We start from the raw sequence: 21133 nt of genomic DNA, 5'->3' as shown, positions 1-21133 counted from the left end.
GCCGGCGAGCGGCCACGCTTTTCAGACAAGACCTCTTCGATGTGGCCCTGACCGGATTGCAAGAATACACATCCTCTCGATATTTGTCCGCTTTGTAACATCAAGTGAACAAACGTTCGGGGGTATGGATGACGCTGCGATGCGCTACAATAGAGCCCTATTGATCGTGCAAGCCCCGGCAGGGAACCCATGTCTCAGACCGTAGAATCGCCAGTGGTTCAAAACCACGCGCTCGACCACCAAAAAGCCAAGCGGGTGACCTACGTGGGCGCCTGGCTCGACGCGCTTTTAAGCATCGTGAAAGTGGCGGTTGGCTATCTGGTCGGCTCGGCGGCGCTGATTGCCGACGGCATCCACTCACTGTCTGATCTGGTCACCGACGGCTTCGTGCTCACGGCGATCCACTACGGCCGCCAAGGGCCGGACGACGACCACCATTATGGCCACGGGCGCATCGAAACGCTGACTACGCTGCTGCTGGGCAGTGTCCTGATCTTTGTCGCCGGGGCGATCGCCTGGTCGAGCGTCGACAGGCTTTTAAACGGCGAAGGCGTCAGCGCGCCGGGAGCGGTTGCGATCGCCATCACTGTGGCCGCGCTTTTGAGCAAGGAGTGGATCTTTCGCTACACCATGCGCGTGGCGAAGGAGGTGAAGTCGAAACTGCTTGAAGCCAATGCCTGGCACTCGCGAAGCGACGCGCTCTCCACCGCCGTGGTACTGGTAGCGCTTCTGGGCGCGCAGTTCGGCGCCGGCTGGCTGGACGCCGTCGCCGCCGTGGTGGTCGGGCTTTTGGTCGGCAAGGTGGGCTGGGATCTTCTGTGGCAGTCCGCTCGCGAGCTCGTCGATACCGCGCTTCCTGAGGAGGTGCAGCGCCAGATGCACGACGTGGCCTGCAGCGTGCCCGGCGTGGACAGCGTGCACGACCTGCGCACGCGCCAGTCCGCGGGCTGGGTGATGGTCGATCTGCATGTCGTGGTGGGGCCGACGATCACCGTCTCGGAAGCCCACGAGATCGGCAACGAAGTGAGCCGCCGGCTGCGCCACGAATTTCCGCTGCTCACCGACGTGATTTTCCACATCGACCCGGAAGACGACGCCGGCGAAGGCGACCCGAGCAAGCTGCCAGGCCTGCCGCTGCGCCCGGAGGTCGAGGCTGCCCTCGACGAGCGCTGGTACGCACACCCGGTGTGGCGCACCCTGAATGATCTACAGCTTCACTACCTGGACAACAAGGTGTCGGTATCGCTGATCATCAGCGACCCGGTGCACCAGCCGCCCCAGTGTCTGGCCAGCCACCTAAAGGCGATGGCCGGCGACATCGAGTGGCTGGGCCACGTCGAGATTCTCTTCATCACCCGGGCGGCGAGCAGCGCGCTGCGTTAAACCGCGCGGCTAGTTAATGCTGACCAGCACGGCGGTGGCGATACTGAAGTAGATCAAAACGCCCGTGGCGTCGATCAGCGTGGTCACCAGCGGTGCCGAGGCCGTGGCCGGGTCGACCTTGAAACGCTCGAGCACGAAGGGCAGGCACATGCCGATCAGGCTGCCAAACAGCACGATCACCACCATACTCAGCGCAACGATTCCCGCCACCGCCTCGCCGCCGCGCATGATGCCAATCGGCGCCACGGCGATTGCCATGGTCAGGCCCAGCGAGCCGGCCACCAGAAGCTCCCGACCCAGCATTTTGCTCCAATCCTTGACCCCGACATCCCCGGTCGCCATGCCGCGCACCATCAGCGTCGCGGCCTGGGCGCCGGCGTTGCCGCCGCTGCCGATCAGAAGCGGCAAGAAGAACACCAGCGCCACCTGAGCGGCGATCACGTCCTCGAAGTAGGCGATGCCCGCCCCGGAGAAGAGATTGGCGAACACCAGCAGCACCAGCCAGGTCACGCGTTTGCGATAAAGGCTCCAAAGCGGCACCCGGCTCACGCCGTCCTCGAGCTGGCCGATCGACATCCCCTTGTGGATATCCTCGGTCGCCTCGGACTCCGCCACGTCCATCGCGTCATCGTGGGTGACAATGCCCACCATTCGGCCATCATGGTCGATCACCGGCAGCGCCAGCAGATCGTAGCGGGCGACCACGCGAGCGACGTCCTCCTGGGCGCGGTCCACGACGGTGCTGATCACATCCTTGATCATGATGTCGTCGACCACCGCCCCCGGGCGCGCCACCATCAGTTGGCGCAGCGACATGGTGCCGATCAGCTCGCCGTCGCTATCCAGCACGTAGAGCTGATAGACCGTCTCCGCGTCCGGCGCGGTCTGGCGCACGCGCATCAGCGCCTGGGAGACCGTCATGCCGCTGGTGATGGCAACGTAGTCCGAGGTCATGATGGCGCCGGCGGTGCCCTGCTCGTAGCTTGCCAAGCGCTTTAGATCCTCGCGCTCCTGGTGAGCCATGCGCCGCAGCAGCGCTTCACGGCGATCCTCACCCAGCAGGTTGAAGAGATCCGCCCGCTCGTCCGAGCCCATCTCTTCGAGCAGTTTCAGTACCTGGGTGTCAGAGAGCTCGCCAACGACTTCGAGCTGGCTTTCACCGGGCAGATAGCCCAGCACGTTGGCGGCGCGCTCCGGTGAGAGAATATCGAGGATGGCGATCGCTGCCGGCAGCCGCTCGTCATCCTCGATAAGTTCCTCGAGCACCTCGGCGATATCCGCTGAGCGGATTTCCGCCAGCCGCCCGGCGAGCAGGTCCCGGCGCACCGGGTTGGCGTTGAGCGCGTCCAGAAGCGCCGTTTTCAGTGCCTGCAGGGTTTCATCGTTTAGCGACATCGTCATTTCCTCTACTAAACCCAGTGGGCAGGATGAAAGATAACCGTGCGTTTTTTGACGCGGCGCGTAGGCGCCTATAGTAGCAGAGAAAAAAAACGCTCCCTGAACCCGATGGGCTCAAGGAGCGTTTTCGTCGCGCGAAGGGCGTCGGTCTTTCTAGCCCTTACCCGCCTTCTTGCGCAGCTGTTGGATCGTACGCAGTTGGGCCACGGCTTCGGCAAGCTCTGCCGAGGCGCGCGTGTAGTCGAGCTCGGCAGACTTGTCGTTGAAGGCTTTCAGCGCTTCTTCCCGCGCCTGTTCGGCGGCGGCTTCGTCAAGGTCGCTTGCCCGCGTGGCGGCATCGGCCAGGATGGTCACGTGGTCCGGTTGGACCTCCATGAAGCCCCCGGACACAAAGAAGTGATCTTCCTTGCCACCGTCGTGAAACACGCGAACCGGCCCGGGCTGTAGCTCGGTCAAAAGCGGAGCGTGCCCCGGCAGAATACCGAGATCGCCCACGACGCCGGCCGCCACCACCATCTCGATGGTTCCCGAGAAGATCGAGTCTTCGGCGCTGACGATATTGCAAGTGAAGCTATTCGCCATAGCGAATCCCCCTATTGAACGGGATTACTTCTTCATCTGGTTGGCTTTTTCGACCGCTTCGTCGATAGAGCCGACCATGTAGAAGGCCTGTTCGGGCAGATCGTCATAATCGCCGTCGAGAATGCCCTGGAAGCCCTTGATCGTGTCTTTCAGCGACACGTACTTGCCCGGCGAGCCAGTGAATACCTCGGCCACGAAGAACGGCTGCGACAGGAAACGCTGGATTTTACGCGCCCGGGCAACGGCCAGCTTGTCTTCATCCGACAGCTCGTCCATACCCAGAATGGCGATGATATCCTTGAGTTCCTTGTAGCGCTGCAGAACACCCTGAACACCGCGGGCGATGTTGTAGTGCTCGTCACCGACGACCAGCGGGTCGAGCTGACGCGAGGTAGAGTCGAGCGGGTCGATCGCCGGATAGATACCGAGCTCGGCGATGGAGCGCGCCAGTACCACGGTGGCGTCCAGGTGCGAGAAGGTGGTCGCCGGTGACGGGTCGGTCAAGTCATCCGCGGGGACGTAAACCGCCTGTACGGACGTGATCGAGCCGTTCTTGGTCGAGGTGATACGCTCCTGCAGAACGCCCATCTCTTCGGCCAGCGTCGGCTGGTAACCTACCGCGGACGGCATACGACCCAAAAGCGCCGATACCTCGGTACCCGCCAGGGTGTAGCGGTAGATGTTATCGACGAACAGCAGAACGTCGCGGCCTTCGTCACGGAATTTCTCCGCGATGGTAAGGCCAGTCAGCGCCACGCGCAGACGGTTACCCGGCGGCTCGTTCATCTGACCATACACCAGCGATACCTTGTCGATAACGTTGGATTCAGTCATCTCGTGATAGAAGTCGTTACCCTCACGCGTACGCTCACCCACACCGGCGAATACGGAGTAGCCACTGTGCTCGGTGGCGATGTTGCGGATAAGCTCCATCATGTTGACGGTTTTACCCACACCGGCGCCGCCGAAGAGGCCGACCTTACCGCCCTTGGCGAACGGGCACACCAGGTCGATGACCTTGATGCCGGTTTCCAGAAGCTCGTTGGAAGCGGCCTGGTCGGCGTAGCTCGGCGCTTTACGGTGAATCGGCATGCGCTCGGTTTCACCGATCTCGCCGGCTTCGTCGATCGGCTCGCCGAGCACGTTCATGATCCGGCCCAGCGTCTCCTTACCGACCGGCACGGAGATTGCGGCCCCTGTGTTGGTCACGTCCAGATTACGCTTGAGGCCCTCGGTGGAGCCCATGGCGATGGTGCGCACCACGCCGTCGCCCAGCTGCTGCTGGACTTCGAGGATGGTCTCTTTATCGGAGACTTTCAGCGCGTCGTAGACCTTGGGCACAGAGTCCCGCGGAAACTCTACGTCAATCACCGCGCCGATGATTTGTACGATACGTCCGCTCATCTTGGTTCCTCTTTAAAACCTGCAAATGAAACCTGTCTGCCTTGAGCCGGCGGGCGGCTCCAAAGGCGTTATACGGCTGAAGCGCCGCCGACAATCTCGGAAATTTCCTGGGTAATGGCGGCCTGGCGGGCCTTGTTGTAGACCATCTCCAGATCGTCGATCAAATTACCCGCGTTGTCGGTCGCGCTCTTCATGGCGATCATCCGGGCGGCCTGTTCGCACGCACCGTTTTCGACCACCGCCTGATACACCTGGGATTCGATAAAGCGAATCAGCAGGCTGTCCAGCAACGCCTTGGCATCCGGTTCATACAGGTAGTCCCAGCTTCCGGGACGGGCGTTTTCTTCGTTGTCATGTCCGGCGTCCTCACCCATGTCGGATGAGAGCGGCAGGAGCTGACGAACCACCGGCTTTTGCGTCATGGTGTTGACGAATTCGTTGTACACCACGTATAGACGATCAAGACGGCCTTCGTCGTACGCTTCGAGCATGACCTTGACACTACCGATCAGACCCTCGACGGTCGGCTTTTCACCCAATCCGCTTTTCGCCGCAACCAGGTTGCCGCCGTACTTACGGAAAAAGGCGCCGGCCTTTGAGCCCAGGGCGCAGAAGTCCAGCTCAGCGCCTTCCTCTCTCCAGGCGGCGGCGTCTTTCAGCACGGCCTTGAAGAGGTTGACGTTCAAACCGCCGCACAGACCGCGGTCGGTGGACACCACAATGTAACCAACGCGCTTCACCTCGCGCTCGACCATGTAGTCGTGCTTGTACTCGGGATTGGCGTCAGCGATGTGGCCGACCACGTTGCGAATCTGTCGTGCGTAGGGCTGGCCAGCCTTCATCAGATCTTGTGCTTTACGCATTTTCGACGCAGCGACCATTTCCATGGCGCTGGTGATTTTCTGCGTATTTTTAATGCTCCCGATCTGGGTGCGTATCTCTTTTGCAGCTGCCATAGCGATCTACCCTTCGTTCGTGGCTCTCAAAAAGTAGTGAAGCCCGCCCTTTGAAGGCGGGCTGACCATTACCAGCTCTGAGTCGCCTTGAACTGTTCGAGACCCGACTTCAAGCCGTTTTTGATCTCGTCGTTGTAGTCGCCGGTCTGGTTGATCTTGTCCATCAGGTCAGAGTGCTCGGACTTCATGTAGTCGTGCAGGGCACGCTCGAAATCCAGCACCTTGTCGACGCTGACATCATCCAGATGACCTTCGTTGGCGGCGTACAGGGTAAGCGCCATTTCAGCCACGGACATCGGCGAGTATTGATTCTGCTTCATCAGCTCGGTGACGCGCTGACCGTGCTCGAGCTGCTTGCGCGTGGCTTCGTCCAGATCTGATGCGAATTGCGAGAACGCCGCCAGCTCACGATACTGGGCCAATGCCAGACGCACGCTGCCGCCAAGCTTCTTGATGATCTTGGTCTGAGCCGAACCACCAACACGAGATACCGACAAACCGGCGTTGATCGCCGGGCGGATGCCCGAGTTGAACAGGTTCGTTTCCAGGAAGATCTGACCGTCGGTGATCGAGATCACGTTGGTCGGAACGAACGCGGAGACGTCGCCGCCCTGGGTCTCGATGATCGGCAGTGCGGTCAGCGAGCCGGTCTTGCCGGTCACTTCGCCGTTGGTGAACTTCTCGACGTAGTCGGCGTTAACGCGCGCGGCGCGCTCGAGCAGACGCGAGTGGAGGTAGAACACGTCACCCGGATAAGCTTCACGGCCCGGCGGACGGCGCAGCAGCAGCGATACCTGACGATACGCCACGGCCTGCTTGGAGAGATCGTCGTAGACGATCAGGGAGTCTTCGCCGCGGTCGCGGAAGTACTCGCCCATGGTGCAGCCGGAGTAGGCGGCGAGGAACTGCATCGGCGCCGGGTCGGCAGCGCCGGCCGCGACCACGATGGTGTGCTCCATCGCGCCGTGCTCTTCGAGCTTGCGTACCACGTTGGCGATGGTCGACTGCTTCTGACCGATCGCGACGTAGACACAGGTCACGCCCTTACCTTTCTGGTTGATGATCGCGTCGATGGCGATCGCCGACTTACCGATCTGACGGTCGCCGATGATCAGCTCACGCTGACCGCGACCGATCGGCACCATGGAATCGATCGACTTCAGACCGGTCTGGATCGGCTCGTCGACGGACTGACGCGTGATGACGCCAGGTGCTACTTTCTCGACCGCGTCGGTCATCTTGGCGTCGATGTCGCCCTTGCCATCGATGGGGTTACCGAGCGCGTCGACCACGCGGCCAACCAGCTCCGGACCCACCGGCACTTCGAGGATGCGACCGGTGCACTTGGCGGTCATGCCCTCTTCGAGGAGCAGGTAGTCACCCAGTACGACGGCACCCACGGAGTCGCGCTCCAGGTTGAGTACCATGCCGAACACGGAGTTCGGAAATTCAATCATTTCACCAAACATCGCGTCTTCGAGGCCGTGAATTTTCACGATACCGTCGGAAACGGTGACGATGGTGCCCTGATTACGGGCTTCGGATGCGACGTCAAGCTTTTCGATACGCTGCTTGATGATGTCGCTGATCTCGGAAGGATTCAGTTGCTGCATGCCATGTCCCTCGGACTCAAGCGGTGAGCGCGTCAGAAAGGCGGTTCAATCGACCGCGTACCGAACCGTCAATGACGGTGTCGCCGGCACGCAGGATGACACCGCCGATGAGCGACTTGTCTACCTGAGTAGTAATGGAGATTTCGCGATTCAGACGCTTTTTAAGCGCGTTTGCCAACTTGGTTTTCTGCGGCGCCGTCAGCTTATAGGCCGACGTGACCAGCACCTCGACACGCTCCTCGTGTTCAGCGCGCAGGCGCTCGAACTGATCGGCGATGAAGGGCAGGGCCATGAGGCGCCCCTGAGCGGCCAGCGTCGTCAAAAAACGTGAAAGGCCGTCGGGCTTTTCCGCCAGCAGGTCGCCCAGAAGTTCGACCTTTTGCTCACTAGACACCTTGGGGCTGCCAAGCACCCGGCGAAGGGTGTCGTCGGCGACCGCAACGCTTAGAAAGTTCAGCGTTTGGGACCAGCTATCAAACGCCTGTTGGTCACGCGCGTATTCAAACGCCGCCTTGGCGTAAGGACGAGCGACGGTCAGTAATTCCGCCATGGGTCACCTCCTTACAGTTCGGCGGCAAGCTCATCAAGCAACTTGCGATGTGCGTTCTCGTCGACCGACTCTTGCAAAATACGCTCAGCGCCGATGATCGCGAGGTGAGACACCTGAGCACGAAGCTCGCTTTTCGCGCGGTTGACCTCTTGCTCGATTTCCGAGCGGGCGCTTGCAACGATACGTTCGCCTTCGGCTCGCGCCTGTTCCCGCGCCTCTTCGATCATCTGGGCAGAGCGCTTGTTGGCCTGCTCGATGATCTGTGAGGCTTGCTCCTTGCTCTCCTTGAGCGTCTGCTCGGAGCGCTCCTGGGCAAGTTCGAGATCGCGTGTTGCACGGCTGGCTGCGTCCAAACCATCAGCAATTTTCTTCTGGCGCTCGTGAAGCGCGTTGCTGATCGGAGGCCACACGTACTTTATGCAAAACCAGACAAAGATCGCAAAGGCGATCGTCTGCCCGATAAGCGTCATGTTGATATTCACAGGACTGTACCTCTGACAAGTTCGTGGCGACCGGGGTAAAACAAAACCGAGCGTTGAAGCGCCCGGTCAGGTTTGATTAACCGGCAACAACGAAGATCAGGTACATCGCGATACCAACACCGATCATCGGTACCGCATCCAGCAGACCCGCCATAAGGAAGGTTTTGGTTTGCAGCTGGTCGCCAAGCTCCGGCTGGCGAGCGGTAGACTCAATCAGCTTACCGCCGAGGATGGCAAAGCCGATACCGGTGCCGAGTGCACCCAGACCGATCATGATGGAAGCAGCAATGTAGATCATTTCCATGGTAATGCTCCTGGTTTTTTCAAGTTGAAGGTTGAGGTTGAGGGTTGAAGTTAAGGGTGGATCTTGAGATCAGTGGTGTTCGTGAGCGGCGCTCAGGTAGACCACGGACAAAACGGTAAAGATGAAAGCCTGCAGGGTGACGATCAGGATGTGGAAGATGGCCCACGGCACGTCCAGCACCCAGATGGCCCAGAAGGGCAGCATGGCGATCAGGATGAAGATCACTTCACCGGCAAACATGTTGCCGAACAGACGCATCGCGAGGCTGAACGGCTTGACCAGCAGCGATACGATTTCGAGCACCAGGTTGAAGGGAATCAACAGCCAGTGATTGAACGGGGTCAGCGAAAGCTCGCGAGCAAAACCGCCCACGCCCTTCACCTTGAAGCTGTAGTAGAGGATCAAACCGAACACGCCCAGCGCCAGGCCGAGAGTAGCGTTGACGTCGGTGGTGGGTACGATTTTCATGTAATCGACGCCAAGCTTAGCGAACAGCACCGGGAAGAAGTCGACGGGGATGATCTTCAGCGTGTTCATGAACAGAATCCACACGAACAGCGTCAGTGCCAGCGGTGGAATCAACGGGTTATGACCCTTGAAGGCGCCCTGAATCATGTTTTCGACAAACTCGAACACCATCTCGACGGCGTTTTGCAGGCCGCCCGGCACGCCGGTGGTCGCCATTTTACCCGCCTTGCGGAACAGCCAGACGAACAGAAGGCCCATCGCGATCGACCAGCCCATGGTGTCCAGGTGGATCGCCCAAAAGCCCATTTCGCTCGCCTCTTCGGCGCTATGCGCCAGCGACCAGCCGTTGACCGGATGATGACCAAAGGTCAGATTCTGCAAGTGGTGCTGGATATAGTAAGTCGTCGAGACTTCGTTACCTGCGGCCATGGAGATGTCACCTCAATCAGTTGTACGGCGTTTCAGCATTAACCAGGGCGCCAGCCAATGCGTCAGTATCACCGCAACATAAGCGCTAAAAAATAAAGTAGGGTTTGAGGGAGGCACTGCCACGAAAACCAGCGTGAAAAGTGCCACCGTCAAACCAAACTTGCCTGCCTCGGCGCGCAGCAGGTGCGTGGAGCCGGCTCTGCGGCCACGAGTGCGAAGAAACCCCATTCGCTGTATGAAAAATGCCTGTGGCAGTATTGCCACCAGCGCCCCGGTCAGCACAGAAATGCTGCCGGACACATCGGCCGCCGGGTACGCAAGCGCCGCGCCGAGCAGCATGATGGCTAACTGAGCGAGCGTGAGCTGAACGATATAGGTTCTGCGCCGCTGCGTTTCGAATCGCTGCATAGCCCCCGGCCCAACCCCTCGGCACTCGCGTGTCAGCATCGAAGGCTGAAGCCGTGGCGTCCGCTGTTTTACTCTTTGCCGTTCCGTTACTGCGAACAACCTGCACAAATCTTGCGCGATTATAGGGAAGCGCTATCGCACCTTCAACCGAAGTTGCGTCTAATTTGCGGGTTTACGCGCGCAGTTGCGACCAAAGCGCTAAAAAAAGGGGCTAACGTGTGGCCATTTAATGAGCCTGCTATTTATTCAGCCAACCCGCTATTTGATGTGCCCGAGAATGCCGTCGAGCTCCTCGAGGCTGGTGTAGCGAATGGTCACCTTGCCCTTGCCGCGCTGGCCGTGGTCGATCGACACCGGCGCGCCGAGCAACTCCCCAAGCTGGGTTTCGAGCCGCGTAACGTCTGCGGTCTTGTTCGAGCGTTTGGGCACGGCCTTGGCGGCTTCATCGCTGCCAAGCTTTTTGACCAGCGCTTCGGTGGCGCGCACAGTCAGGTCATTGTTGACCACCTCGTGAGCGATACGGCGCTGCTGGGCGCTGGTGAGCGATAAAAGCGCGCGGGCGTGGCCCATATCGAGATCGCCGCGCTCCAAAAGCGTCTGCACCTCGTTATCCAGGCTCAAAAGCCGCAAGAGATTCGCTACCTGGGTGCGCGATTTGCCGACCGCATCGGCGATCTGCTGCTGGGTGAGTTCGAACTCGTCGCCCAAGCGCTTGAGCGCGATCGCCTCTTCCACCGCGTTGAGGTTCTCGCGCTGTATGTTCTCGATCAGGGCAAGTGCCAGCGCAACGTCGTCGCTGACGTCACGAATGACCGCGGGGATAACGTCGAGTTCGGCGAGCTGCGCGGCGCGCCAGCGCCGTTCGCCGGCGATGATCTCGTAGCGAGACTCGCCCACCGGGCGCACGACGATCGGCTGCATCACGCCCTGGGCACGGATCGAGTCGGCGAGTTCCTCAAGGGCTTCGGGCTGAATATCGCGGCGAGGCTGGTACTTGCCGCGGCTCAGTTGGCCCAGCGGCAAACGCTCGAGACGCTCGCTGTCGGCGGCCTCGACGACGACGCTCGACGGCGCTGTATCGACGCTTTCAAACGTTTCCTCACTGGTGAGATCCAGACTGTCACGACGACGTGCGCCCGCTCCGATGAGGGCGTCCAGGCCACGTCCTAGCGCGCGTTTACGCGTCATGCGCTTCCCCTTAAACGTTGAGTCAATACCCGGCCGTCAGGCGCTAAAGTGCCAGCTTGCGAATCATCTCTTTGGCGAGCACGCGATACGCCTGGCTTCCCCGCGAAAAGCGCGCGTAGTGGGTGACCGGCAGGCCGTGGCTCGGCGCCTCGGCCACCTTCACATTGCGCGGAATGGTGGTCTTAAGCAGCGCATCGCCGAAAAAGTCCCGCAGTTGCTTGTCCACTTCCCGCGTCAGGCTCGTGCGCTTATCGTACATGGTGCGCAATATACCGGAAATCGCGAGCTCCGGATTGACGCTCTCCTTGATCTGCTCGACGGTATCCAAAAGCGCCGACAGCCCTTCGAGGGCGTAGAACTCGCACTGCAGCGGAATCAGCACGCCTTGGGCAGCGGTCAGCGCGTTGACGGTGAGCATATTGAGCGATGGCGGGCAGTCGATCAGCACCACATCGTAGTTCTCGGCCACCGTGCTGAGCGCGGTGGAGAGCCGACTCTGGCGCTCGTCGCGATCCAGAAGTTCGACCTCCGCGGCGGTGAGATCGCCGTTACCCGGCAACACGTCAAAGTTGACAGGCAAATTCTTGATGATCGCCTCATGAGCGCTGGCCTCACCGAGCAGCACGTCCAGCACGCTCTTGTCCAGATCGTACTTGTCGATTCCGCTACCCATGCTGGCGTGGCCCTGGGGGTCGAGATCCACCAGCAGCACGCGGCGGTCGAGACTCGCCAGGCTCGCCGCGAGATTGACGGCCGAGGTGGACTTGCCCACGCCGCCTTTTTGGTTGGTCAGGGCAATGATCTGGCTCACTACAAGGCTCCTTCAGGGGTCAAAATCAACAGCTGCCGGGTCGCCGTCTCATAGGGGATTGGCAGCCGATGCCGCGCTGTCAGCGCGATATCGGCGGGAAGTGCACTGAGTTCATCGTCGGCGCCGGGGCCTTTCATGGCCAGCCACTGCCCGCCGGGGCCCACGAGCTTTCGGGTCAGCTCGACAAAGTCGACCAGGCTTGCAAACGCACGGGAGACGACCTGATCGAAGGTCCGCTCGCCAAAGGCTTCGACCCGTACCTGGGTCGGGGTCGCGTTGTCGATCGAAAGCTCCATGACCGCCTGGCGCTGAAAGCGCACCTTCTTGCCGTTGCTGTCGACCAGCGTGACTTGAACCTCGGGCTTCAAAATGGCAATGACCAGGCCAGGAAGGCCCGGGCCTGCGCCGACGTCGAGCAGCGTATCGCCGTGCACGAAAGGCGCGATGGCGGCGCTGTCCAGTACGTGACGAGAGACCATCTCGACCGGATCGCGCACCGCGGTGAGGTTATAAGCCCGGTTCCACTTGTGCAACAGCGCCACCAACCCCAAAAGCCGCTCGCGCTGGGAAGCGCTAACCTCGAGACCAAGGGTATCGAGGCCGTCATCCAGCCGGGTAGCGACGTCAACGGGCAGGTCATTCAAAAGCGGGGACAGCGAACTCATCCGTTCGCTACCTCGGCGCTTTGGATCATGCGGCGTTTTTTCAGATGGATCAGCAAAATTGAAACCGCCGCCGGGGTCACGCCGGAAATACGCGCCGCGTGGGCCAGGGTTGCCGGGCGGGCCTCGATGAGCTTCTGACGAATCTCGTTGGAGAGGCCCTCGACCTTTTGATAGTCGAGCTCTGCCGGCAGCGGCGTGTTCTCATGACGCTTGAGCTTGTCGATCTCGTCCTGCTGGCGGTCGATATAGCCCTGGTACTTGGCGTGGATCTGCACCTGTTCGGCCACGGCGCCGCTCTGCACCGCCTCGCTTTCAAGGCCGGGAAGCGCTGCGATATCGGCGTAGGTCAGCTCCGGGCGCTTGAGAAGATCCGCCAGCGAGTACTCGCGATTAAGCGGATGGCCGGTTTTCTCAGCGACTTTTTCGGCGGCGGCGGTGTTGGGCTGGACCCATACCGATGCAAGGCGTGCGCTTTCGCGCTCGATCGCCTCGCGCTTTTCGCTAAACGCTTTGAAGCGTGCGTCATCGACCAGTCCAAGCTCGCGGCCTTTTTCGGTCAGGCGCAGATCCGCGTTGTCCTCGCGCAGCATTAGGCGATACTCCGCGCGCGAGGTGAACATGCGGTAGGGCTCTTTGGTGCCCATGGTGATCAGGTCATCAACCAGCACGCCAAGATACGCCTCGTCGCGGCGCGGGTGCCAGGATTCGAGCGACTTCGCCCGGCGGGCGGCGTTGAGCCCGGCCAAAAGTCCCTGGGCGCCGGCCTCTTCGTACCCCGTGGTGCCGTTGATCTGGCCGGCAAAAAACAGATTGTGGATAAATTTGGTTTCCAGCGAGTGCTTGAGATCCCGCGGATCGAAGAAATCGTACTCGATGGCGTAGCCCGGGCGCGTGATATGGGCGTTTTCCAACCCCTTCATCGAGCGTACTACCTGAAGCTGAACGTCAAAAGGCAGCGAGGTGGAAATACCGTTGGGGTAAAGCTCGTTGGTGTCCAACCCTTCGGGCTCGATGAACACCTGATGGCTCGACTTGTCCGCGAAACGGTGAACCTTGTCCTCGATCGACGGGCAGTAGCGCGGCCCGGTGCTTTCGATCACGCCGGAATACATCGGCGAGCGATCGAGATTCGCCATGATGATGTCGTGAGCGCGCTGGTTGGTATGCGCGATATGGCAGCTCACCTGGCGCGGGTGCATGTCGCGCGAGCCCAGATAGGACATGACCGGCGTTGGCGTGTCGCCGGGCTGCTCTTCGAGCTGGCTAAAATCCACACTTTTGGCATCGATGCGCGGTGGCGTGCCGGTTTTTAGTCGATCGACGCGAAACGGCAGCGCCCGCAGGCGCTCGGCCAACGCGTTGGAAGGCGGGTCGCCTGCACGGCCGCCTCGGCTGGTGTCGAGCCCGATATGAATCACACCGCCCAAAAACGTGCCGGTCGAGAGCACGACGGTTTCGGACATGAAGCGGATGCCGGTTTCGGTGACGACGCCGCGCACGGTGTCGTTATCCACAACCAGATCGCCCGCCGCCTGCTGAAAGATTGTCAGGTTCGGCTGGTTTTCGAGCATGCCGCGAATGGCTGCCTTGTAGCGTACCCGGTCGGCCTGAGCGCGAGTGGCGCGCACCGCGGGCCCCTTGCGGGCATTTAACACGCGAAACTGAATACCGCCCAGGTCAGTGGCAAGCCCCATGGCGCCGCCCAGCGCATCGATTTCTTTCACCAGGTGGCTTTTGCCGATACCGCCGATGGCGGGATTACACGACATTTGGCCCAGGGTTTCGATGTTGTGAGTGAGCAGCAGGGTTTGACAACCCATGCGAGCAGAGGCCAGTGCGGCTTCGGTTCCCGCATGGCCACCGCCGATGACAATCACGTCAAAGCGGTCGGGGTAATTCAATTGACACCTCAACTTGGCCCTTCCAAAAAGCGCCGATCGATCGTTTGAGAACGAGGCTCGCCTCGATAAGCCCGCCAGTATAAACCTCCTGTGAATAACAGTCAGGTTTTTCCACACCTCGGTTTGTCAGTACTGATCTACTAATAACAAAATAAAAAATATAAAGAGAAGTTCTGTTGATGTTGTAACTAATGGTGTGGATAAAATCTGTGTATAAGCCATTAAAAATTATATTTTTCAAATCACTATATTGTTGACCAAACGGTGATTAAAGGGCGTAGTTGCTGCGCAGAAGCGGTGTTGGGGCTGTGGATCGAATGGGCATTTATACACAGCGCCAAAAGAACACGGCTTATCCACCGACGCATACCGACGCTGTGCGCGCGCTTGTAAACATCAGAGCCAGCGTTTGATAAATGGCTTTAAAGCGCGAATGGCGGGCGACGTAGGCGGGCATGAAAAAAATCGAAAAAATGTTGTCCACAGGCAAAAAAAGAGCCTGTCACAAGGACAGGCTCAAAAATAGCCGGTTTTGGTGAAGGATTTTGAGCGTACAGCGCGCCTTAAGTACGCGTTTCAGTGCTTGAGTACGCGGGCCAAAAACGATTGGGTGCGTTCGTGTTGGGGGGTATCGAACAGCTGCTCCGGTGGGCCCTCTTCGGTGATCTCTCCTTTATGAATGAAGATGACGCGATCGGCGACTTCGCGGGCAAAGCCCATTTCGTGGGTGACGATCACCATGGTCATGCCCTCTCTGGCAAGCTCGCGCATGGCGTCGAGCACCTCGCCGATCATCTCCGGGTCGAGCGCCGACGTGGGCTCATCAAACAGCATCAGCCGGGGCTCCATGGCAAGCGCCCGGGCCAGCGCCACACGCTGCTGCTGGCCGCCGGAAAGCTGGCTGGGGTACTTGTTCGCTTGGTCGGCGATGCCCACGCGGTCGAGCAGGCGCTTTGCGGTTTGAGTCGCCTGATCCCGGCGCTGGCCGCGCACCTTGATCGGCGCCAGGGTGACGTTGTCGATCACGCTCAAATGCGGAAAGAGGTTGAACTGCTGAAAGACCATGCCGACTTCGGTGCGAATGGTTTGAAGCGCTTTTGAGCTCTTCCCATAGGGTTTGAGCGTGTTGTTATCCACTTCAAGGGTGCCGGCCTGAAACTCCTCGAGCCCGTTGATGCAGCGGATCAGGGTGGATTTACCCGAGCCGCTTGCGCCGATCACTACGACGACTTCGCCGGAGGTGATCTCAAGGTCGATATTGTTGAGCACGTGCAGGGCGCCAAAGTGCTTGTTGAGCTTTTCCATGCGCACGATGGGAGCGGGGTGTGAAGATGGGTTCGCTGTCATGGCGCGCTCCTTATTGACCGGCAAGGTTCGAACGCTCGACCAGGCGCAGCACCACGGAGAGCGTCCAGGTGATGGCCAGATACAAAAGGGCCACCATGAAGTAGACCTCGAGCGCGGTGAAGGTGGTGGCGATGTAGATCTGCCCCTGGCGTACCAGCTCGCCAACGCCGATCACCGAGAACAGTGAGGTGTCCTTGATACTGATGATCGCCTGATTACCCAACGGTGGCACCATGCGTCTAAGCGCCTGGGGCCAAATCACGTAGCGAAACGACTGGGCGCGAGAAAGCCCAAGCGAAAGAGAGGCCTCGCGCTGACCGCGCTCGATTGACTGCACGCCGCCGCGCACGATTTCCGAAATGTAGGCGCCGGAGTTCACCGCGATGGCGGCAATACCGGCGACCAGCGCGTTGATCGGCCCGCCCAGAAGCTGCGGCAGCCCGTAGAAGATGAACAGTACCTGCACCAGAATCGGCGTGCCGCGAAAGACTTCGATGTAGATCGTCGCGACCCAGCGCATCCAGGCCACAGGGCTGATGCGCAAAAGGCCGAAGAAGATGCCGATGAAAAAACCGATGGCCAGGCCCCCGAAGGAGATGGCCAGCGTCCACGGAATACCGGGTAACAGGTGGGGGATCGAGGCAAACGCCGCCGACCAGTCGAACTCAAAGGTAACGTCCACGCGTTATCTCCAGGTGAAAATTACAGGTAGTACGGGTAAACAAAGGGTCGGGCGTTATCGCCCGACCCTGAAGGAGTGCGTTACTCGAGAGCCGCGTTAGTCGGCGGTCGGCGCTTCACCGAACCACTTCTCGTAGATCTCGTCGTAGGTGCCGTCTTCGCGCATGGCCGCGAGCGCTTCGTTGCTCGGCTCTAGCCACTCGCTGCCCTTGTGGAAAACGAAGCCGTACTGCTGGCCTTCGTAAAGCGGGCCGACCACTTTGGTACGGCCTTCGCCGCGGGTTTGAGAGAAGTAAGCGACGTTGGGCGCGTCATACAGCACCGCGTCGACGTTGCGGCCCAACAGCGCCATGTACATGTCGGCAGTGCCCGGGTAGGGGGTAATGTCGGCGTCTTCACCCAGCTCCTGCTGCAGGAAGTTGTAGCTGGTCGAGCCGATCTTGGTGGCGATGCTCATGCCTTCCAGATCGTCGATCGCTTCGACGTCGTCGTTATCGGCGCGCACGATGATCTGCAGGCCGGAGTCGTAGTAGGGGTCAGAGAAATCGACGACCTGAGCGCGCTCGTCGGTAATCGTGATACCGGCGATAGCGATCTCCTGGCTGCCGGTCTGGACCGCCGGGATGATGCCCGAGAACTCCATGGTGGTCAGATTGACCTCGAAGCCGGCGCGGCGGGCGACTTCGTTGATGATGTCCATATCGAAGCCGATCATTTCGCCGGAGTCCGGGTCCATCATCTCGAAGGGAACGAAGCTTGGGTCGGTAGCCACGTTGACCGATGGTGTCTGGGCCAGTGCGGCAGTACTGCCAAGACTCAGCGTCAGGGCGGCGGCGATAGCGCTATAGCTAAACGTATTGTTCATGTGTTTCCCCGTGATGTTATAGGGCACGGCGTTTCGGGCAGCCATTGCCCGTACGCGCGCGCCGTTTTAGACCTATCAACCTTGGCGAGAAACCGCCAAGGCGTCAAGTCACGAGAAAGCAGGGGAGTTAACGCAAGTGCCCGGCGGGCTCAAACCATGAAGGAGGCGCCGCACCCGCAGGTGGTGGTGGCGTTGGGGTTTTGCACGCGAAAACGCGCGCCGGCCAGGCCCTCTTCGAAATCGACGGTGGAACCGACCAGGTACTGGTAGGAGAGCGGGTCGACCACCAGGGTGGCATCGCCGAACTCGATGAGCGTGTCATCGTCGTCGACGCTATCGGCGAAATCGAATCCGTACTGAAAGCCCGAGCAGCCGCCGCCGGTCACGTAGACGCGCAGTTTCAGCGCGGGGTTTTGCTCCTCGCTCATCAGCGCCTTGATACGCTGGCGGGCGCTGTCGGATAGCAGTAGTGGGGTTGGTACGAAAGCTTCTGCACCGCTCATGGGTACCTCCCGCAAGCTGAATGGCTGGATGAAAGGGCAATTATGGGTAATCCCCAGCAAAAGGGTCAACTATTGCGTGCCCTTTTGCCGGGAGATCGCGTCGTGCCCGAGCGCTTACGGCATTAGCGCCGGGGCGTTGAGGCCGGTTTTTTCGTCGAAGCCAAACATCAGGTTCAGGTTCTGAATCGCTTGGCCGGAGGCGCCCTTGACCAGGTTGTCGATCACCGACAGCACCACGACCGTGTCGCCGCCTTCCGGGCGATGAACGGCGATCCGGCAGGTGTTGTTGCCTTTCACGCTGCGCGTTTCCGGGTGGCTACCAGCGGGCATGACGTCGACGAAGGGCTCGTCCCGATAGCGCGCTTCGAACAGCGCCTGCAGGTCCTCGGCGCTTTTGGTCAGCGTCGAGTAGAGCGTGGCGTGGATGCCGCGAATCATCGGCGTCAGGTGCGGCACGAAGGTGAGCTTGATGTTCCCCGCCTGCATGTCGTTCAGGCCCTGGCTGATTTCCGGCAGGTGGCGGTGGCCGGAGGCGCCGTAAGCCTTGAAGGATTCACTCGCCTCGGCGAGCAGCGAAGGCACCTTGGCGCCGCGCCCGGCGCCGGTCACGCCGGATTTGCAGTCGGCGATCAGCCGGGTCGGGTCGACCAATCCCGCTTCCAGCAGCGGCAGATAGCCAAGCTGCACGGCGGTGGGGTAGCAGCCGGGCACGGCAACCAGACGCGCGGTCTTGATCTTTTCGCGGTGCATCTCGGGCAGCCCGTAAACGGCTTCCTCGAGCAGTTCCGGGGCGCCGTGTGGCTGGCCGTACCAGCGGCTCCACTCGTCGGCGTCGCGCAGGCGAAAGTCCGCCGAAAGGTCTATGACTCGAGTGCCGTTATCCAAAAGCTCGCCAGCCAGCGCGTGGGCGACGCCGTGGGGGGTGGCAAAAAACACTGCGTCCATGGCGCCCAGCGCTTTAGCGTCGGGTTCGCTAAAGGCGAGCCCATCAAAATGGCCGCGCAGGTTGGGGTACATGTCGCTCACCTTGACCCCGGCTTCTGAGCGCGAGGTGATCGCCTCGACGCTGACTTCGGGATGTCCGGCCAGAAGCCGCAATAGCTCTACGCCGGTGTACCCCGTACCGCCTACGATGCCGACCTTGATCACACGCCACCCCTTATCCGTTCTCTGGTTTGATTCGAATACGTCGTTCACAGCCTAATAAACTGGCGATGGGCTGTCCAAGCTCGTCAAACTGTCCAAGCTCGTCGAGCTATGATACACAAGAGTGGCGGCCCGTGAGCGCAGGAATCGGTGAGTGAACGCTTACTTTTTACCGGGTCGACAGCGCGCAGGGCACCTCTCTGATAAAAAAGCCAACAGCTAAGGAACGCGGTCGTGGCACGGTATTCCCGAGCAGATTTCACCCTGGAGGCCTTTCGCCGCCAGCTCGCCAACGTCGACGCACTGCCCCAGCTGTGCGTACTGGGACTGCTCTCCGGAATCATCACCGGGGCGGTGATGGTGGGCTTTCGCCTGCTGCTCGAGATGGGCGCGGTACTCTACATGCCCGACGCCAACCCGGAAGCTTTCGAAGGGCTCGCCCCCTGGCTTCGCGCGCTGCTGCCGCTGTTGGCGGTCACGGTGATCGGCGTGTTTCTCTACCGCCAGAAGGCCGCGGCGCAAAAGCTTGGCGTCAGCCACGTGATCGAGCGGCTCTCCTATCATCAGGGCCGTTTTCCGCTGCGCAACTGGCTCAATCAGTGGTGGGTCGGCGTGGTGTCGGTGCTTGGCGGGCTCTCCGCCGGGCGTGAAGGCCCGGCCATCCACCTGGGCGCGGCGGCGTCGAGCGGGCTCGGGGTCAAGCTTCGCCTGCCCAACAACAGCCTGCGCGTGCTGGTCGCCTGCGGCACTGCGGCAGGTATTTCCGCTTCCTTCAATACGCCGATCGCCGGGGTCATCTTCGCCATGGAAGTGGTGATGATGGAGTACACGCTGATGAGCTTCATGCCGGTGATTCTGGCCTCGACCATGGGGGCGGTCGTGGCCCAGATGGTTTACGGCAGCGAACCCGCCTTTCGTATTCCCGAAGTCACACTCGGCTCCTTGATGAACTTGCCTTGGGTGGTCATCACCGGGCTGTTCATCGGGCTTTTAGCCGGGCTGTTCATTCATATCGCGCGTAACAAGCGTTTGGCCGCGATGCCGCTGTGGATGCGCCTGGCGGCGGTGGGGCTTGCCACCTCGGCGATGGCCTGGTGGTTCCCCCAAGTGCAGGGTATCGGCTACGACAGCCTGGCCGCGGCGCTCAATAATCAGCTCGGCGTCTACGTGCTGCTGGGGCTGGTCGTCGCCAAGCTGTTGATCACCGCGCTGACCGTCGCCGGCGGCGTGCCTATCGGTATCATCGGCCCGGTGCTGGTGGTGGGCGCGGCAGCCGGGGCGCTCAGCGGCTCGCTGGGGCTCTGGATCTGGCCGGCCCCCGCCGCCGACCCGGGCGTATTCGCCATGCTCGGTATGGCGGCGATGATGGGCGCGGTGCTCCAGGCGCCGCTGGCCGCGCTCATGGCGCTTTTGGAGCTGACCCATACGCCGAACATCATGCTGCCGGGCATGCTGGTAGTGGTGGTGGCGTGTTTGACCTCGCGCCAGCTCACCGGCTGCGAAGGCTTTTTCCTGAGCTCCGTACGCTACGGGCTGCACCCGCTGCAGCAGCCCTTGATGCAGGCGCTCTCACGCGTGTCGGTCCCGGCGGTGATGGAGCGCCAGTTGGTGCGCACCGAGCGTGTAGTTACGCCAGACCAAGCGCGAAAACTTCTGGAAACCAATCCGGTGTGGCTACTGATCGAACGCTCCAGCGACAAAAAGCCGGCGCTGGGGCTCAAGGCGGCGGCGCTGGCGCGCTGGCTTTTAGAGCACGACGAGGCGCTCGACGGCAAGCCGCCCCCGGAGGACGAACTGGTGGATCTTCTCGAAATTCCGGGCCAGCGCGTGGAAATGGCGCCGATCGCGCTCCAAGCCACGCTCTCCGAGGCGTTTTTGAAACTTCAGGACAACGCCTTGGGCGCGCTTTACGTGGTGCACGGTTATCGCCCGAAGCAGCAGCGAATTTCAGGTATCATTACCCGCGGTGCCATCGAGCGCTATTACCACTACTCGGATCCAAGCGATAAAGCCGGACCCCGTGACAATGAGCCGACCGCGTAAGGAGAG

Annotated in this window: 21 protein-coding genes; 2 read left to right on the top strand and 19 right to left on the bottom strand. The window is 60.7% G+C overall.

Going from position 1 to position 21133, the window contains the following annotated elements; all coding sequences use genetic code 11:
• Window positions 1-189 precede the first annotated feature (189 nt).
• On the top strand, window positions 190-1383 hold the full coding sequence (locus tag MQW23_RS09765; protein ID WP_252107877.1) for a cation diffusion facilitator family transporter: 1194 nt from the start codon (window positions 190-192) through the stop codon (window positions 1381-1383).
• A gap of 9 nt (window positions 1384-1392) precedes the next feature.
• Here MQW23_RS09765 and mgtE read toward each other — a convergent pair whose 3' ends face one another.
• From mgtE to argC, 19 genes are all read right to left on the bottom strand, one after another.
• On the bottom strand, window positions 1393-2778 hold the full coding sequence (mgtE, locus tag MQW23_RS09760; protein WP_252107869.1) for a magnesium transporter: 1386 nt from the start codon (window positions 2776-2778) through the stop codon (window positions 1393-1395).
• A gap of 156 nt (window positions 2779-2934) precedes the next feature.
• Window positions 2935-3363, bottom strand: coding sequence for a F0F1 ATP synthase subunit epsilon (locus MQW23_RS09755; protein ID WP_252107863.1), 429 nt, complete (start codon window positions 3361-3363; stop codon window positions 2935-2937).
• Window positions 3364-3387: 24 nt separating this feature from the next.
• Window positions 3388-4767, bottom strand: coding sequence for a F0F1 ATP synthase subunit beta (gene atpD, locus MQW23_RS09750; protein WP_252107862.1), 1380 nt, complete (start codon window positions 4765-4767; stop codon window positions 3388-3390).
• A gap of 68 nt (window positions 4768-4835) precedes the next feature.
• Window positions 4836-5723: a F0F1 ATP synthase subunit gamma gene (gene atpG, locus MQW23_RS09745; RefSeq protein WP_252107860.1), complete on the bottom strand. Its 888-nt coding sequence runs from the start codon at window positions 5721-5723 to the stop codon at window positions 4836-4838.
• A gap of 68 nt (window positions 5724-5791) precedes the next feature.
• Complete coding sequence (gene atpA, locus MQW23_RS09740) at window positions 5792-7336, bottom strand: F0F1 ATP synthase subunit alpha (protein WP_252107855.1); 1545 nt, start codon at window positions 7334-7336, stop codon at window positions 5792-5794.
• Between the two features lie 16 nt (window positions 7337-7352).
• On the bottom strand, window positions 7353-7886 hold the full coding sequence (locus MQW23_RS09735) for a F0F1 ATP synthase subunit delta (RefSeq protein WP_252107854.1): 534 nt from the start codon (window positions 7884-7886) through the stop codon (window positions 7353-7355).
• Window positions 7887-7897: 11 nt separating this feature from the next.
• On the bottom strand, window positions 7898-8368 hold the full coding sequence (locus MQW23_RS09730; protein WP_252107853.1) for a F0F1 ATP synthase subunit B: 471 nt from the start codon (window positions 8366-8368) through the stop codon (window positions 7898-7900).
• 76 nt (window positions 8369-8444) lie between these two features.
• Entirely contained in the window at window positions 8445-8672 is a 228-nt protein-coding gene (atpE, locus tag MQW23_RS09725) for a F0F1 ATP synthase subunit C (RefSeq protein WP_252107852.1), read from the bottom strand.
• A 69-nt stretch (window positions 8673-8741) separates the two neighbouring features.
• Window positions 8742-9569, bottom strand: coding sequence for a F0F1 ATP synthase subunit A (atpB, locus tag MQW23_RS09720; RefSeq protein ID WP_252107850.1), 828 nt, complete (start codon window positions 9567-9569; stop codon window positions 8742-8744).
• Window positions 9570-9581: 12 nt separating this feature from the next.
• Window positions 9582-9977 (bottom strand): ATP synthase subunit I, encoded by a 396-nt coding sequence (locus MQW23_RS09715; RefSeq protein ID WP_252107849.1) that lies wholly within the window; start codon window positions 9975-9977, stop codon window positions 9582-9584.
• A gap of 258 nt (window positions 9978-10235) precedes the next feature.
• Entirely contained in the window at window positions 10236-11165 is a 930-nt protein-coding gene (locus tag MQW23_RS09710; protein WP_252107848.1) for a ParB/RepB/Spo0J family partition protein, read from the bottom strand.
• Between the two features lie 43 nt (window positions 11166-11208).
• The gene (locus MQW23_RS09705; protein WP_252107846.1) at window positions 11209-11976 is read right to left on the bottom strand and encodes a ParA family protein; all 768 of its coding nucleotides are present in this window, start codon (window positions 11974-11976) and stop codon (window positions 11209-11211) included.
• Window positions 11976-12641 carry a 16S rRNA (guanine(527)-N(7))-methyltransferase RsmG gene (rsmG, locus tag MQW23_RS09700; protein ID WP_252107844.1) on the bottom strand — a complete coding sequence of 222 codons (666 nt, stop codon included), beginning with the start codon at window positions 12639-12641 and terminating at the stop codon, window positions 11976-11978. The genes MQW23_RS09705 and rsmG overlap by 1 nt, the downstream gene beginning before the upstream one ends.
• Complete coding sequence (gene mnmG / locus MQW23_RS09695; protein WP_252107843.1) at window positions 12638-14542, bottom strand: tRNA uridine-5-carboxymethylaminomethyl(34) synthesis enzyme MnmG; 1905 nt, start codon at window positions 14540-14542, stop codon at window positions 12638-12640. Before mnmG ends, rsmG begins: the two co-directional genes overlap by 4 nt.
• A gap of 576 nt (window positions 14543-15118) precedes the next feature.
• Window positions 15119-15889, bottom strand: a complete 771-nt coding sequence (locus tag MQW23_RS09690) for an amino acid ABC transporter ATP-binding protein (RefSeq protein WP_286086943.1) — start codon at window positions 15887-15889, stop codon at window positions 15119-15121.
• Between the two features lie 10 nt (window positions 15890-15899).
• Window positions 15900-16571, bottom strand: coding sequence for an amino acid ABC transporter permease (locus MQW23_RS09685; protein WP_252107841.1), 672 nt, complete (start codon window positions 16569-16571; stop codon window positions 15900-15902).
• Between the two features lie 96 nt (window positions 16572-16667).
• Window positions 16668-17435: a transporter substrate-binding domain-containing protein gene (locus tag MQW23_RS09680; RefSeq protein WP_252107840.1), complete on the bottom strand. Its 768-nt coding sequence runs from the start codon at window positions 17433-17435 to the stop codon at window positions 16668-16670.
• Between the two features lie 149 nt (window positions 17436-17584).
• Entirely contained in the window at window positions 17585-17938 is a 354-nt protein-coding gene (gene erpA / locus MQW23_RS09675) for an iron-sulfur cluster insertion protein ErpA (RefSeq protein WP_252107838.1), read from the bottom strand.
• 114 nt (window positions 17939-18052) lie between these two features.
• The gene (argC, locus tag MQW23_RS09670; protein WP_252107836.1) at window positions 18053-19087 is read right to left on the bottom strand and encodes an N-acetyl-gamma-glutamyl-phosphate reductase; all 1035 of its coding nucleotides are present in this window, start codon (window positions 19085-19087) and stop codon (window positions 18053-18055) included.
• Window positions 19088-19318: 231 nt separating this feature from the next.
• Between argC and MQW23_RS09665 the strand changes: the two genes are divergently transcribed.
• The gene (locus MQW23_RS09665) at window positions 19319-21127 is read left to right on the top strand and encodes a chloride channel protein (protein ID WP_252107834.1); all 1809 of its coding nucleotides are present in this window, start codon (window positions 19319-19321) and stop codon (window positions 21125-21127) included.
• Window positions 21128-21133 lie beyond the last annotated feature (6 nt).

This window comes from Halomonas sp. S3-1-1 (assembly GCF_023757625.1).
GTDB lineage: Bacteria > Pseudomonadota > Gammaproteobacteria > Pseudomonadales > Halomonadaceae > Vreelandella.
The sequence above is the reverse complement of the archived record's forward strand: the minus strand, read 5'-3'. Positions and strand labels throughout refer to the sequence as shown.